The organism is Maricaulis sp., assembly GCF_048269565.1.
In the GTDB taxonomy this organism is placed as follows: Bacteria; Pseudomonadota; Alphaproteobacteria; order Caulobacterales; family Maricaulaceae; genus Maricaulis.
The window spans coordinates 383,884-397,279 of the sequence record NZ_JBLXIK010000001.1 but is presented as its reverse complement, the minus strand read 5'-3'; the positions used below and the strand labels follow the sequence as shown (position 1 = coordinate 397,279).

Below are 13,396 nucleotides of genomic sequence, written 5' to 3'. Positions count from 1 at the left end.
GTCAGGCCTCGATCGAGACATCCCGCAGCCGCCGCATCAGGTGTTCGCCGCCATCCAGGGTGATGGTCTCGCCGGTCATCGACGGGGTCGCGATAATGAAGCGGACCGCCCTGACAATATCCTCCGGCGTCGAACCGCCACGCATCGGATTGGACCGGTGCGCCTGTTCGAACTCGGCCTGGCTCTGGCCGCCGGAGGGCAGGGTCAGCCCAGGCGCGATGCCATTGACCCGCACGCGCGGTGCCAGCGCCATCGCCATCGTCGTCGTCGCGCCCAGAAGCGCGTGCTTGGCCAGGGTGTAGGAAAAGAAATCCGGATTGAGATTGAACAGCTTCTGGTCCAGCAGATTGATGATACAGCCCGAGGCGCGCGACTGGTGTGGCCCGGCCATCGCCGAAGCGAGCAGGACCGGTGCCATCAGGTTGACGCGCAGGGCCTGTTCGAGTGCTGCAGCTTCGACATTCTCAGGACGATCCTGCTCGAACACCGAGGCCGAATTGACCAGGAGATCGAGCCGTCCGAGACCATCAGCAAAGCGTTTGACGCCGGCAATGTCGGCCAGATCGAACTGTACCGTGCTCGCCGATCCGCCGGCCGCACGGATCTCGGCCTCAATCGCACGTGCCTGCTCGCCCGAGCTGTTGTAGTGAATGACGACGTGCCAGCCATCCTCGGCCAGGGCGCGCGCAATTTTGGCACCCAGGCGCTTGCCGCCACCAGTAACGAGCGCGATCTTGTCGGACATGACGTCTCCTGAAACACCTTCTGAGCCGATAAATGACGCGTCCACAGCGCCGGTGCAATCGCGCAGCGGTGCACAGATCATCGCCGACTATGTCAAACACCTGCCCTCAAGGCCCGGTGTCTACCGCATGTTCGCCGAGGATGGCACGGTCCTGTATGTCGGCAAGGCACGCAATCTGAAGAATCGCGTTTCCAATTATGCCAATGGCCGCGGCCATTCCAATCGCATCGCCCTGATGATCGCGCTGACCCGGACGATGGAATTCGTCGTCACCGAGACCGAGACCGAGGCGCTGCTGCTCGAGGCCAATCTGATCAAGCGCCTCAAGCCGCGCTATAATGTGCTGCTGCGCGACGACAAGAGCTTCCCCTATATCCTGATCCGCCGTGACCATGCGGCGCCGCAACTGACCAAGCATCGCGGCGCCCACAAGGTGAAGGGCGATTATTTCGGGCCCTTCGCCTCCGTTGGTGCCGTGAACCAGACCCTGAACACGCTGCAAAAAGCCTTCCTGGTGCGCACCTGTTCCGACAGCGTTTATGAGGGCCGCACCCGTCCGTGCATGCTGCACCAGATCAAGCGCTGCGCCGCGCCCTGCGTTGGCCTGATCGAACCGGCCGCCTATGACGAGCTGGTCACCCAGGCGAGCGATTTCCTGCGCGGCAAGTCCAACGCCCTGCGCGAGGATTTGCAGCAACGCATGACCGAGGCCGCCGAGGCGCTCGATTATGAAAGCGCCGCACGCCTGCGCGATCGCATCCGCGCCATCGCCGCTGTCACCACCGACCAGGGCATCAATCCGGAAGGCGTCGAGGAAGCCGATGTCATCGCCGTCGCCCAGGATGGCGGCCGTTCCTGCGTCCAGGTCTTCTTCTTCCGCGCCGGCCAGAACTGGGGCAATCAGTCCTTCTTCCCGCGCCATGACAGCGAGGTCGAGACCGGCGAGGTGCTCGCCGCCTTCATCGCGCAATTTTATGACAACAAGCCGCCGCCGGGCCTGATCCTGATGTCGCATGATGTCGAGGATGCCCCGCTTCTGGCCGAGGCGCTGAGCCTGAAGGCCGACCGCAAGGTGACGCTGCACCGCCCGGTCCGCGGCGAAAAGCGCAAACTGGTTGAGCGCACCGCCGCCAATGCGCGCGAGGCGCTGGCGCGCAAACTGTCGGAGAGCGCCTCGCAGGCGCACCTGCTCAAGGGCGTGCAGCGCGTCTTCGGTCTCGACGAACTGCCCAAGCGGATCGAGGTCTATGACAATTCCCACATCCAGGGCACGAATGCGCTCGGCGCCATGATCGTCGCCGGGCCGGAAGGCTTCGAGAAGACCCATTATCGCCGCTTCAACATGACCGGTAGCGACGCCGCCACCAATGATGATTTCGCGATGATGGCGGCGATGCTGCGGCGGCGCTTCTCGCGCCTGATCAGGGAGCGCGAGGATGGCGCGCCGGTGCCGGATCTGATCCTGATCGATGGCGGCGCCGGGCAATTATCGAAGGTGATGGGTGTGGCCGAGGAACTCGGCATCAGCGATATCTGTATCGCGGCGATCGCCAAGGGTCCCGAGCGCGATGCCGGCCGCGAGGCCTTCTACCTGCCGGGCAAACCGCCCTTCAAACTGCCGCAGAAGGACCCGGTGCTCTACTATCTGCAGCGACTGCGCGATGAAGCCCACCGTTTTGCGATCGGCGGTCATAGGGCCAAGCGCAAGAAACAGATGGCGGACAATCCGCTCGATGATGTGCCCGGCATCGGCCCGTCGCGCAAAAAGGCCCTGCTGGCTCATTTCGGCTCGGCCAAATCGGTGCGCGATGCGGCGCTGGCCGATCTGGAGGCCGTCGAGGGCGTCTCCAGCGCGATGGCCAAACGTATCCACGACTGGTTCCAGAGGTAGAAGTCATGCGACGCCAGATTCCCAACATACTGACGGTTCTCCGTATCCTGCTGGCGCTCGGCGGGGCTGTGGCGCTTTGGACCTCCTATCAATGGTCACTGAGCGGCGCCGTGCCGCTATGGCTGGGCGAGCCGGTGCTGGCGGCGCGCGGTCTGGCCGGTTTCGCCGTCGCGGCCTTCATCATCGCGGCCGTGACCGACTGGCTCGACGGCTATCTGGCGCGGCGCTGGGATGCGCGCTCCACCCTCGGCGAGATCCTCGACCCGATTGCCGACAAGCTGCTCGTCGATGCCTATCTCATCGTCTACATGCTGATCCTGGGCACGCCGATTGATATCGCGGTGCCGGTGTTCGCGCTGGTGGCGCGCGATGCGGCCATGACCGCGGCGCGGCTGCTGCCCGGCGGCCCTGCCGGCACGACGCTCGCCGTCTCCCCGGCCGCCAAGCTGAAAACCGCCCTCGCCATGATCGTCGCCGGCTTCCCGCTGATCGCCCAGCCGCTGGGCTGGACCAGCCAGGATTTCGTGCTGCTGGTCTGGATCGGCGCGCTCTGGGTCACCGCGGCGCTGAGCCTGCTGACGGCGTGGAATTATTTCCGCAAATAGTCACCGGGCCGGTGCGGGGGTATCTTGAGCAAAACCGGCGCGCGGGCCATGCTGGCGCGGTCGGTTATTGGAGATGGCATGGACGAGAGCGCTGGCGACGAAGCCCATATCCTCGTGGTCGATGATGACGACCGCATCCGGGCCCTGCTCAAACGCTTCCTGCAGGGGCGCGGCTTTCGCGTTTCCACGGCCCCGAATGCGGCCAAGGCGCTCTCCACCCTCAACTCGCTGGCCTTCGATCTGCTGATCCTCGATGTGATGATGCCCGGCATGAACGGCTTCGAACTCACTACCGCGATCCGCAAACATGCCGAGACCCCGATCATCCTGTTGACTGCGCGCGGCGATGCGGAAGACCGTATCAAGGGCCTCAGCCTCGGCGCCGATGATTATCTGCCCAAGCCGTTCGAGCCGGAGGAGCTGGCGCTGCGCATCCATGCCATCCTGCGCCGGGCGCGCCCGGCACCGGCGGCGATCCAGCGCGTGGCGTTCGGGCCCTGGGAGTTCGATATCGAGCGCGAAATGCTGCAGCGCGCCGGCCAGCCGGTCCGCCTGACCGGCGGCGAAGCGGCGCTGCTGGCGGCGCTGGCCTCGATGCCCGGCCAGGTCGTCTCGCGCCTGACCCTGTCGGACCGCACCGGCGGCGGCGAGCGTGCCGTCGATGTCCAGGTCACCCGCCTGCGCCGCAAGATCGAGGACGACCCCAAGGAGCCCATGCATCTTCAAACCGTTCGCGGCGAAGGCTACAAGCTCGCCGCCGACCCGATCTTTGACCCGTAGAGCGGCGGAACCCGATGTCCATTCTGCGCCGTGTCCTGCCGCGAGGCCTGTTTGCCCGCACCCTGCTGATCATCGTCCTGCCGGTGGCGCTGATGCAGATCGCGGTGGTGTGGTCGTTCTTCGAACAGCATTGGGAGACCGTCACCAGCCGGCTGTCGGAGGGCATTGCCGGCGACATCGCAATGATGACGACGCTGTATGAGGATGATTTCGCCAATCCGGAAGCCTTCCGGCGCCAGTCGGATATCGCCATGGCGACGATGCGGCTCTCGGTCGATGTCCGCCCGGGCGAGAGCCTGCCGACCTCGCGGCGCTCCTCCTTCTTCCGCACGCTCGACCGCACGCTGCAGCGCGCGCTCTCCGGTCAGCTGGAACAGAATTTCTGGTTCGATACCACGCGCTACCCCAATTATGTCGATATCCGCGTCGAGGTGGATGGCGGCGTCCTGCGCTTCATCGCCCTGCGCGAGCGGGTGTTTGCCACCACCGGAAATATCTTCCTGCTCTGGATCATCGGCGCCACCACCCTGCTGACCGCGATCTCGGTCGTCTTCATCCGCAACCAGGTCAAACCGATCCGGCGCCTCGCCGATGCTGCCGAGCAATTCGGCCGCGGCCAGGATGTGGCGCATTTCCGCCCCGCCGGCGCCACCGAAGTCCGCCAGGCCGCCCATGCCTTCCTGAAAATGCGTGACCGTATCCGGCGCCAGCTCGAACAGCGCACCGCCCTGCTCGCCGGGGTGAGCCATGATCTGCGCACGCCGCTGACGCGGCTGCGGCTGCAGCTCGCCCTGATGCCCGACACGCCGGAGCGCGAGGATGCCAAGCGCGACATCACCGAGATGCAGGAGATGCTAGACGAATATCTCGATTTCGCGCGCGGCCAGGCCAATGAGGAGACCGCGCGCACCGATCTGGTCGCCCTTGTCAGCGAAGTGATCGAGGATGCCCGCCGCAGCGGTCATCATATCGATCTCGTCGCCGGCGATGCGATCGAGGCCGATATCCGCCCCGGTTCGGTCAAGCGCTCCCTCGCCAACCTCGTCAACAATGCCCGCGAACATGCCGAAAGCGTCGCCGTCTCGATCCGCCGCGCCGATGCCGGCCGGATCGAGATCCTCGTCGATGATGACGGCCCAGGCATCCCGCCCGACCAGTACGAAGAGGCGCTGAAACCCTTCAACCGCCTGGATGAAAGCCGCAACCCCAACCGCAAGGGCGTCGGCCTCGGCCTCGCCATCGCCCGCGATGTCGCCCGCGGCCATGGCGGCGATATCCGGCTGAGCCAGAGCCCGATGGGGGGCTTGAGGGCTTGTTTGAGCTTGCCGGGTTAGGGCTGGAGTGGGCGGCATTCGGAAACGGGACCGCGAGGCCATCACCAGCTCCGACCACTTATCCCCCACCGTCGACAATGATCCCACGTCATCCCGGCGAAAGCAGGGACCTCGACAGGACAGGGTCGGAGCCCATGAAATCGAGGTCCTGACTTACGTCAGGATGACGAAAATTGAGCCAACTTATCCCCACCCCCTCGCGGTGCGCGCATAATCACCTCGTTCCGGTCGCACGGGAGGCGTGAGCTCAGTCAGTCGCGGCGGTCGGGAGCGTGCAGCCTGTCCGGGCAGAGGGGTGACATCCTCAAGCGCTGGCAGGGCGTCCATTAAGGTCTGACGGCACTAAACGACCGACCTGAGTACCTTTCTGGATTGGAAACGGGGTGGAGACAGCCCGGGAAAACTGCACGTGTGGGACGGCTTCGATTGTCACACCAACCAAAATCCATACTGGCGCCAGTTCGGCATTCGAAGGCGTCCCACACCCTCCCACCCTGGTGGGAACACTTCAAACCTCCAGCGGCATGCCGCGTGGAGATTTTCGTGCGGGTGCTACCGTCCCGGCGGCTCGGCGCCCATCTGCCGCGAGCGGCGTTCGGCGGCCGAGACGGCCTGGCGAACCAGTTCGGGCAGACCGCCACCGCCGCCCATCAGCACGTCGATGGCGGCCTGGGTGGTTCCACCCGGCGAGGTGACGGAGCGGCGCAATTCCTGGGGCGTCTTGTCAGAGCCGGCCAGCAGGGCACCGGCGCCGATAATCGTCTGGCGCGCCAGTTTTTCGGCGAGGTCACGCGGCAGGCCTTCGGCGAAACCGGCCCCGGCCAGCGCCTCGGCGAGCAGGAAGACATAGGCCGGACCCGAGCCGGAGACGGCGGTGGCCGAACCGACCAGGCGCTCGTCATTGACCCATTCGACCGGACCGGCCGACTTGAGCAGGCGGGTGACAAGTTTTTCGATCGGGGCGCCGGCATCATTGGCGACGCAGACGCTGATCCCGGCCCCGAGCGCAGCGGCAGTATTGGACATGGCGCGCACGATCGGGCGGTCGCCAAACATGGTCGTCAGCCGCGTCATGGTCACGCCGGCCATCACCGACAGGATCGCACATTTCGCCGGCAGCAACGGCGCGAGCGCGACGGCGATCTTCTCCAGCGCCTGCGGCTTGACCGCGAGCACGAGCAGGTCGGCATCGGCCAGCAGTTTGGCGCTGGCGGCCGTGGCGTGGCGCAAGCTGTGCTGGGCAATGAGGTCCTGGACCGCGTCGGCCGGGGCCGGGTCGATCAGGAGCAAATCCTGTGGCGCGACGCCACTACGCTTGGTGCGCAGCCAGCCCGCGACCAGGGCGCCGCCCATATTGCCGGCGCCGATCAGTGCAATCTTGGTCGATGTCGTCATGGTCTGTGTCAGGCCTCACCGGCAGTTTCGAACATCGCTGCCGCGGTTGCTTCCTCGACATTCTTTCCGCCCCAGATCAGGAAGTGAAATGCCGGGTAAAAACGCTCGCCCGCTTCCTGGGCCGCAGCAATCATCGTCGCGGCCTGGGCCGGAGATATGGTCTCGCCGGCGGGCAGGGAAATCGCGTGACGGTATACCACGCTGCCATCCTCAACCCAGACGTCAAAATGCCCCAGCCAGAGTTTTTCGTTCAGCCGGGCCACCAGTTCGCAGATATCGCGGAAGCGATTGCTGGTCACTTTCAGGTCGAGACTGGAGCAGATATGCAGCGCATCAAGCTCGGGACGCCAGGCAAACCACATCTGGTGATCGCGCCAGGCACCGGGCACGCTGAGGTGCAATTCGCCATTCTCTTCACGGTCATAGGGGTATTGCTCGGCGATCACGGCCTGCTCGACCGCGTCAAGCGGATCCGATGTCGCCGGAGCGTATTCATCTGCCAGCAGGTCCATGGCGTAGTCTCCTTCGTCTGCGCGGCGACTCACACCGCTGAGACGGTATGACCACGCCGCTGCAGGCGCAATAAAAAGCGCTCGGTGCGCGGTGTCAGTCTGTGGATTTCGCCGTTGCAGTCTTTGCGGCAGGCTTGCGTTTGCGGGGTGCCGGAGCCGGACGCGCGGTAGCGGCGGTTTCCAGGGCAGCGATCCGCGCGTTGAGCGTCTCGATCTCGCCGCGGGCCTCGGCCAGCGCGGCCTTGACCACATCGAATTCCTCGCGGCTGACCAGGTCCATATCCGCGACAAAGCGGTCGGCCTGTGCCCGCATGGCCGTGCGTGCTTCCTCGCCAACCGCCTGCGCGGCGCCGAAGGCATCCGTCATCAGTTCAGCGAAATCATTCAGAAGCGGGTTGCGCGTTTGCATCAAAGAAAGCCATTAGTGTGTTTCACAGACGCCTATATGCGGTGCCGAGCGCAAAAGCGCAACGCGCCCTTGCGTCACATCTGCATCTTATTCCGGGAACGGCCATGCAATATTGTCCTGCCAGCTTCGACCTCATCGACCCGATCCTGTTCACGATCGGCCCGTTCGAACTGTTCGGTCTCGATCTGAGGTTTGACCTGCGCTGGTATGCGCTGGCCTATATCGCCGGCCTGCTGCTGGGCTGGCGCTATATGACGCTGTTGTCGCGCCGTCCGGCGATCTGGCACGCGCCGGGCACGAAGAAGCCGAAATCCCCCTTCACCGAGCTCCAGGTCGACGACCTGCTGGTCTGGGCCACGCTCGGCGTCATCGTCGGTGGCCGGCTCGGCTATGTGATATTTTATGCATGGGAATACATGGCGACCGGCCTGCGCGGCGCCATGCTCGTCCCCGACAGCCTCGGCGAGCGCCTGCTCTGGGCCGTTACCGGCATTACCGAGGGCGGTATGGCCTTCCATGGCGGATTGATCGGGGTCGCGTTGACGCTGTTCATCTATGCCCGCCGGCAAAAGCTCGACCTCTTACGTATCGGCGATGCCGCCGCCGTGGTGACACCGATCGGCCTGTTCTTCGGCCGCCTCGCCAATTTCATCAATGGCGAGCTGTGGGGACGTCCGACCGATCTCCCCTGGGCGATGACTTTCTCCAGCGACCCGCTCTGCCTGCCACGCCATCCCAGCCAGCTCTACGAAGCGGCGCTGGAGGGGCTGATCCTGTTCGCGATCATCAATCTGGCGACCTGGAAATTCCGCTCGCTCGAGAAGCCGGGTCTCAATTCGGGTCTGTTCCTGATGTGCTACGGCCTGTTCCGGGCCCTGCTCGAGACCGTGCGTGAACCCGATGCCCACATGCCGGAATTCCTGCGCGGCCATGTCACCATGGGCATGCTGCTCTCCATCCCGATGATCCTGCTGGGCGTCTGGCTGGTGCACAGGGCCCTGACCCGCACCGCATCGCCCGCCGGCAAGGCCTGATCATGATTGCCGACCGGCTGCGCGAACGGATCGCGGAGAGCGGACCGATCTCGATCGCCGCCTTCATGACCCAGGCCCTGTTCGACCCGATGGAAGGCTTTTACGCCACCAAGGACCCGATCGGTGCCGGCGCCGACTTCATCACCGCGCCGGAGATCAGCCAGATGTTCGGCGAACTGGTCGGTCTGTGGATCGCCCAGAGCTGGCTCGACATGGGCAAGCCCGATCCGGTGCAGGTGGTCGAGCTGGGCCCCGGCCGCGGCACGATGATGTCGGACGCGTTGCGCGCCTGCCGCGCCGTGCCGGGCCTGCTACCGGCGATGCAGGTCACCCTGATCGAGGCCAGTGCCGCCCTCAAGGCCGTGCAGGCCCAGACGCTCGGCCCCAGCGGCGCACAGATCCGCTGGATCGACCGGCTGGACAACGTCCCCGCCGGGCCGGCCATCATCGTCGGCAATGAATTCCTCGACTGCCTGCCGCTACGTCAGGCCGTCCGGCACAAGGGGCAATGGCATGAACGCCTGGTCGGACTCGGCGAGACGGAGGCCGACCAATTTGTCTTCGTGCTCGGCCCGCCGCTCGGCGTTGACGAGGCATTGGTCCCGGAACGCTTGCGCGAGGCCCCCGACGGCAGCCTGGTTGAACTGCGCCCCGGCGACCGCCAGGTGGTCGACCAGCTTGGCGAGCGTTTCTCGTCCCAGCCGGGCCGCGCGCTGCTGCTCGATTATGGCCCGGCCCGCAGCGAGACGGGCGATACGCTGCAGGCAATCCGCGCGCACCAGAAAGTGCCGCCCCTGCAGGATCCGGGAACGGCCGATCTGACGGCGCGGGTCGATTTCGAATCATTGATCACGGCGGCCCGCGAATGCGGCCTCACCGCCTGGGGCCCGGTCGAACAGGGTCCCTTCCTGCTCAAGCTCGGCATGGAGGCCCGCGCCGCTGTGCTGTCGCAGGCCGCGCCCCGGCAACGCAGCGTGATCGCCCGCCAGGTCTGGCGTCTGACCGACGAGCAGCAGATGGGATCGCTGTTCAAGCTGGTCTGTCTGGACAGTCCCGGCCTCGCCACCCCGCCCGGATTCTCCGCAGACTGACTCTTGCGGCTTCATTCCCGGGCCTGCGTCTGTTAATCAGCCCCACGATTGACGAAGGGGTCTGCCGCCATGAAGTTGCTGTCCGGAACCTCCAACCGGCCACTCGCCCGAGCGATCGCCGATTATCTCGACGCGCCGTTGACGGCCAGCGAGATCGAACGCTTCGCCGATGGCGAGATTTTCGTGCGCATTGACGAGAATGTCCGCGGTGAGGACGTCTTCATCATCCAGTCGACCTCCTGCCCGGCCAATGACCATTTGATGGAATTGCTGATCTGCACCGACGCCCTGGTGCGGGCCAGTGCCCGCCGGATCACCGCAGTCGTCCCCTATTTCGGCTATGCCCGCCAGGACCGCAAGACCGGCGGCCGCACACCGATCTCGGCCAAGCTGGTCGCCAATCTGATCGCCAAGTCCGGCGCCGACCGGGTTTTGACCATCGACCTGCATGCCGGCCAGATCCAGGGTTTCTTCGATATCCCGACCGACAACCTGTTTGCGACCAAGGTGATCGAGGACGATATCCGCCGCCGCTACCAGAGCGACAATCTGATGATTGTCTCGCCGGATGTCGGCGGTGTGGTGCGGGCCCGCGCGCTGGCCAAGCTGCTCGATGCCGAGATCGCCATCGTCGACAAGCGCCGCCCCAAGGCCGGTGTGTCGGAAGTGATGAATATCATCGGCGATGTCGAAGGCCGCCGCTGCATCCTGTTCGACGATATCTGCGATTCGGGCGGCACGCTGTGCAATGCCGCCGACGCGCTGCTGGAATGCGGCGCCACGGAGGTCTCCGCCTATGTCACCCACGGCGTGATGTCGAATGATGCCCAGGGCCGGATCGCCAAATCGGCGCTGAAGGAAGTGGTCATCACCGACTCGATCGCCGAATTGCCGGCCTCGACCCAGACGAAGAAAGTGCGCCAGCTCTCGATCGCGCCGCTGCTGGGCGAAGCCATCCGCCGCATCGCCAATGACGAGTCGGTTTCCAAGCTGTTTGACTGAAGAAATCACCCGATAGCTGACTCTTCCGCCGCGGTGCAGTTGCGCGGCGCGCAGGGATCAGTTATAGCCCGCCGCTCGAAATAACACCGTGGCGCGATGCCAAGAAAAATCGCCGCCCGCCTGGTCTGGCGGCGTTTGTATTTAAGGAAACAGGTCGATGAGCTCCAACATCGTTCTCACCGTTGATGTTCGTGAAGGCACTGGCAAGGGCGCGGCTCGCGCTGCCCGCCGTGAAGACCTGGTTCCAGGCGTCGTCTATGGCGGCTCGCTGGGTCCGGTCTCGATCAATCTGCGTGGCAATGAAATCCGCAAGGCCCTGCTGAGCGGCAATTTCCTCTCGCACATCATCGAGCTGAACCACGAAGGCAAGAACCAGAAGGTGATTGCCCGTGACATCCAGTTCCACCCGGTCTCCGACAAGGCGATGCATGTCGACATGTACCGCGTCGAAGCCGGCACCAAGATCCGCGTCAATGTTCCGGTTCAATTCCAGAACGAAGAAACCTGCCCGGCCCTGAAGCGTGGCGGCGTGCTCAATATCGTCCGTCACGATCTCGAGCTGATGTGCCCGGCTTCGGAAATCCCTGAATTCATCGCCGTCGACCTGACCGGCCTCGAAATCGGCGATTCGATCCACATGTCGGCTGTCGGCCTGCCGAAGGGCGTGAAGCCAACCATCGCCCGCGACTTCACCATCGCAACCCTGCAGGGTTCGCGCGCAGTTCTCACTGACCTGGACGAAGCCGAAGGCGAAGCCGAGGGCGACGCTGAAGCTGAAGAAGAAGGCGGCGAGGAGTAATCCTCGCCGGCCGATCCTGAGGGCGGCCGACGATGATGATCCTGGCAGGGCTCGGCAATCCCGAGCCCAAATACCTGCGCAATCGGCACAATGTCGGCTTCATGGCGATGGATGTCATCGCCGCGGCCTGGAGTGCCGGCCCCTGGCGCAAGCGCTTCCAGGGGCTGTGTGCCGAGCTGACCGTGTCCACCGCTGCCGGACCGAAAAAGCTGCTGCTGCTCAAGCCGCAGACCTTTTACAATAATTCCGGCAATTGCGTCGCTGCCGCCGCGAAATTCCACAAGGTTGCACCGGACAATGTCGTGGTCTTCCATGACGAGCTCGATCTTGATCCGGGCAAGTTCCGGCTCAAGACCGGCGGCGGCGCGGCCGGCAATAACGGCATCAAATCTGTCACCCAGCAGCTCGGTCCCGACTTCCGCCGCGGCCGTATCGGTATCGGTCATCCCGGTGACCGCAACCGCGTCACCGATTATGTCCTGTCCGATTTCGACAAGCATGACGAGCCCTGGCTGATCGACCTGCTTGACGCCATCGCGGATTCCATCGACCTGCTCGCATCGGGCGAGTTCGACGCCTTCCAGACACGCGTGACACACAAGGCTCCGGCCCCGTAAGAGCGGCCCCGGCCGGCACATCAAGAGGACAAGCATCATGGGTTTCAAATGCGGTATCGTCGGCCTGCCCAATGTCGGCAAGTCGACCCTGTTCAACGCCCTGACGCAAACCGCTTCGGCCCAGGCTGCGAATTATCCCTTCTGCACCATTGAGCCGAATGTCGGTGATGTCGCCGTGCCCGAGCCGCGCCTGCTGAAACTGGCCGAGATCGCCGGCTCGAAGGAAATCCTGCCGGCCAAGATGAATTTCGTCGATATCGCCGGCCTCGTCGAAGGCGCCTCGAAGGGTGAAGGTCTGGGGAATAAATTCCTCGCCACCATCCGCGAGACAGATGCGATTGCCTATGTGCTGCGCTGTTTCGATGATGACGATATCACCCATGTGGCCGGCAAGGTCGATCCGCTGGCCGATCTGGAAACCGTCGAAACCGAGCTGATGCTGGCCGACCTTGAGAGCCTGGAGAAACGCAAGGCGGGTCTCGAGAAGAAGGCGAAGTCGGGCGACAAGGAAGCCAAGGCCCTGATCCCGTTGATCGACCTGGCCCTGGCCGAGCTGACCGAGGGGCGCCCGGCGCGCTTCGCCAAGGTCGCCAAGGATGACGAGAAAGCCTGGCGCGGCCTGCAATTGCTGACCACCAAGCCCGTCCTCTTCATCGCCAATGTCGGCGAGGATGATGCCGCGACCGGCAATGCCTATTCCGACGTCGTCACCAAGCGCGCCGCCGAGGAAGGCGCCGAGGCCGTCGTCATCTCCGCCCGCATTGAGGCCGAACTGGCCATGCTCGCCAATGAGGAACGCGCCGAATATCTCGAGGAGCTTGGCCTGCATGAGGCCGGGCTCGATCGGCTGATCCACACCGGCTACAAACTTCTGGACCTGGTGACCTATTTCACCGTCGGCCCGAAAGAGGCCCGCGCCTGGACCATCCATGAGGGCTGGACCGCGCCGCAGGCCGCCGGCGTCATCCATGGCGATTTCGAGAAGGGCTTCATCCGCGCCGAAACCATCGCCTTCGACGATTTCGTCGCTCACAACGGCGAGGCCGGCGCCAAGGAAGCCGGCAAGATGCGCGCCGAAGGCAAGGACTATGTCGTCCATGACGGCGATGTGATGCACTTCCGCTTCAACGTCTAGCGTCTGCCGGGCCTCGCTGCGAAGACCGGGGTCTGGGGCCAACATAC

General features: G+C 64.5%; 13 protein-coding genes and 1 pseudogene. 10 read left to right on the top strand and 4 right to left on the bottom strand.

The window, feature by feature from the left end:
• Nucleotide 1 precedes the first annotated feature (1 nt).
• The gene (locus ACN0YL_RS01965; RefSeq protein ID WP_417496839.1) at nucleotides 2-745 is read right to left on the bottom strand and encodes an SDR family oxidoreductase; all 744 of its coding nucleotides are present in this window, start codon (nucleotides 743-745) and stop codon (nucleotides 2-4) included.
• Between ACN0YL_RS01965 and uvrC the strand changes: the two genes are divergently transcribed.
• The 4 genes from uvrC (at nucleotide 744) to ACN0YL_RS01945 (ending at nucleotide 5,355) form a co-directional block, all read left to right on the top strand.
• Nucleotides 744-2,636 carry an excinuclease ABC subunit UvrC gene (gene uvrC / locus ACN0YL_RS01960; RefSeq protein ID WP_417496838.1) on the top strand — a complete coding sequence of 631 codons (1,893 nt, stop codon included), beginning with the start codon at nucleotides 744-746 and terminating at the stop codon, nucleotides 2,634-2,636. The genes ACN0YL_RS01965 and uvrC overlap by 2 nt on opposite strands.
• A gap of 5 nt (nucleotides 2,637-2,641) precedes the next feature.
• Entirely contained in the window at nucleotides 2,642-3,241 is a 600-nt protein-coding gene (locus tag ACN0YL_RS01955) for a CDP-alcohol phosphatidyltransferase family protein (RefSeq protein WP_417496837.1), read from the top strand.
• 78 nt (nucleotides 3,242-3,319) lie between these two features.
• Complete coding sequence (locus ACN0YL_RS01950; protein WP_417468744.1) at nucleotides 3,320-4,021, top strand: response regulator transcription factor; 702 nt, start codon at nucleotides 3,320-3,322, stop codon at nucleotides 4,019-4,021.
• 14 nt (nucleotides 4,022-4,035) lie between these two features.
• Complete coding sequence (locus tag ACN0YL_RS01945) at nucleotides 4,036-5,355, top strand: ATP-binding protein (RefSeq protein WP_417496836.1); 1,320 nt, start codon at nucleotides 4,036-4,038, stop codon at nucleotides 5,353-5,355.
• Nucleotides 5,356-5,907: 552 nt separating this feature from the next.
• On the opposite strand, the gene proC is transcribed toward ACN0YL_RS01945, so the two are convergent.
• From proC to ACN0YL_RS01930, 3 genes are all read right to left on the bottom strand, one after another.
• A complete protein-coding gene (gene proC, locus ACN0YL_RS01940; RefSeq protein ID WP_417496835.1) occupies nucleotides 5,908-6,750 on the bottom strand; it encodes a pyrroline-5-carboxylate reductase in 843 nt (280 codons plus the stop codon).
• Nucleotides 6,751-6,758: 8 nt separating this feature from the next.
• Complete coding sequence (locus ACN0YL_RS01935) at nucleotides 6,759-7,262, bottom strand: YbjN domain-containing protein (RefSeq protein WP_417468741.1); 504 nt, start codon at nucleotides 7,260-7,262, stop codon at nucleotides 6,759-6,761.
• 94 nt (nucleotides 7,263-7,356) lie between these two features.
• Nucleotides 7,357-7,671 carry an accessory factor UbiK family protein gene (locus tag ACN0YL_RS01930; RefSeq protein WP_417496834.1) on the bottom strand — a complete coding sequence of 105 codons (315 nt, stop codon included), beginning with the start codon at nucleotides 7,669-7,671 and terminating at the stop codon, nucleotides 7,357-7,359.
• A 104-nt stretch (nucleotides 7,672-7,775) separates the two neighbouring features.
• Between ACN0YL_RS01930 and lgt the strand changes: the two are divergent.
• From lgt to ychF, 6 genes and pseudogenes are all read left to right on the top strand, one after another.
• Nucleotides 7,776-8,724, top strand: a pseudogene (lgt, locus tag ACN0YL_RS01925) (prolipoprotein diacylglyceryl transferase); the annotation flags it as partial.
• Nucleotides 8,708-9,796, top strand: a complete 1,089-nt coding sequence (locus ACN0YL_RS01920; protein ID WP_417496833.1) for a class I SAM-dependent methyltransferase — start codon at nucleotides 8,708-8,710, stop codon at nucleotides 9,794-9,796. The pseudogene lgt and the gene ACN0YL_RS01920, both read left to right, overlap by 17 nt.
• A gap of 69 nt (nucleotides 9,797-9,865) precedes the next feature.
• Nucleotides 9,866-10,798: a ribose-phosphate pyrophosphokinase gene (locus ACN0YL_RS01915; protein WP_417468738.1), complete on the top strand. Its 933-nt coding sequence runs from the start codon at nucleotides 9,866-9,868 to the stop codon at nucleotides 10,796-10,798.
• Nucleotides 10,799-10,955: 157 nt separating this feature from the next.
• On the top strand, nucleotides 10,956-11,597 hold the full coding sequence (locus ACN0YL_RS01910) for a 50S ribosomal protein L25/general stress protein Ctc (RefSeq protein WP_417496832.1): 642 nt from the start codon (nucleotides 10,956-10,958) through the stop codon (nucleotides 11,595-11,597).
• Nucleotides 11,598-11,629: 32 nt separating this feature from the next.
• Nucleotides 11,630-12,214, top strand: coding sequence for an aminoacyl-tRNA hydrolase (gene pth / locus ACN0YL_RS01905; RefSeq protein ID WP_417490763.1), 585 nt, complete (start codon nucleotides 11,630-11,632; stop codon nucleotides 12,212-12,214).
• 37 nt (nucleotides 12,215-12,251) lie between these two features.
• Nucleotides 12,252-13,349, top strand: coding sequence for a redox-regulated ATPase YchF (gene ychF / locus ACN0YL_RS01900; protein WP_417490762.1), 1,098 nt, complete (start codon nucleotides 12,252-12,254; stop codon nucleotides 13,347-13,349).
• Nucleotides 13,350-13,396 lie beyond the last annotated feature (47 nt).

Coding starts and splice junctions, on each gene's coding strand:
- uvrC (WP_417496838.1), top strand. CDS start 744: ATGACGTCTCCTGAAACACCTTCTGAGCCGATAAATGACGCGTCCACA.
- ACN0YL_RS01965 (WP_417496839.1), bottom strand. CDS start 745: ATGTCCGACAAGATCGCGCTCGTTACTGGTGGCGGCAAGCGCCTGGGT.
- ACN0YL_RS01955 (WP_417496837.1), top strand. CDS start 2,642: ATGCGACGCCAGATTCCCAACATACTGACGGTTCTCCGTATCCTGCTG.
- ACN0YL_RS01950 (WP_417468744.1), top strand. CDS start 3,320: ATGGACGAGAGCGCTGGCGACGAAGCCCATATCCTCGTGGTCGATGAT.
- ACN0YL_RS01945 (WP_417496836.1), top strand. CDS start 4,036: ATGTCCATTCTGCGCCGTGTCCTGCCGCGAGGCCTGTTTGCCCGCACC.
- proC (WP_417496835.1), bottom strand. CDS start 6,750: ATGACGACATCGACCAAGATTGCACTGATCGGCGCCGGCAATATGGGC.
- ACN0YL_RS01935 (WP_417468741.1), bottom strand. CDS start 7,262: ATGGACCTGCTGGCAGATGAATACGCTCCGGCGACATCGGATCCGCTT.
- ACN0YL_RS01930 (WP_417496834.1), bottom strand. CDS start 7,671: ATGCAAACGCGCAACCCGCTTCTGAATGATTTCGCTGAACTGATGACG.
- ACN0YL_RS01920 (WP_417496833.1), top strand. CDS start 8,708: ATGATTGCCGACCGGCTGCGCGAACGGATCGCGGAGAGCGGACCGATC.
- ACN0YL_RS01915 (WP_417468738.1), top strand. CDS start 9,866: ATGAAGTTGCTGTCCGGAACCTCCAACCGGCCACTCGCCCGAGCGATC.
- ACN0YL_RS01910 (WP_417496832.1), top strand. CDS start 10,956: ATGAGCTCCAACATCGTTCTCACCGTTGATGTTCGTGAAGGCACTGGC.
- pth (WP_417490763.1), top strand. CDS start 11,630: ATGATGATCCTGGCAGGGCTCGGCAATCCCGAGCCCAAATACCTGCGC.
- ychF (WP_417490762.1), top strand. CDS start 12,252: ATGGGTTTCAAATGCGGTATCGTCGGCCTGCCCAATGTCGGCAAGTCG.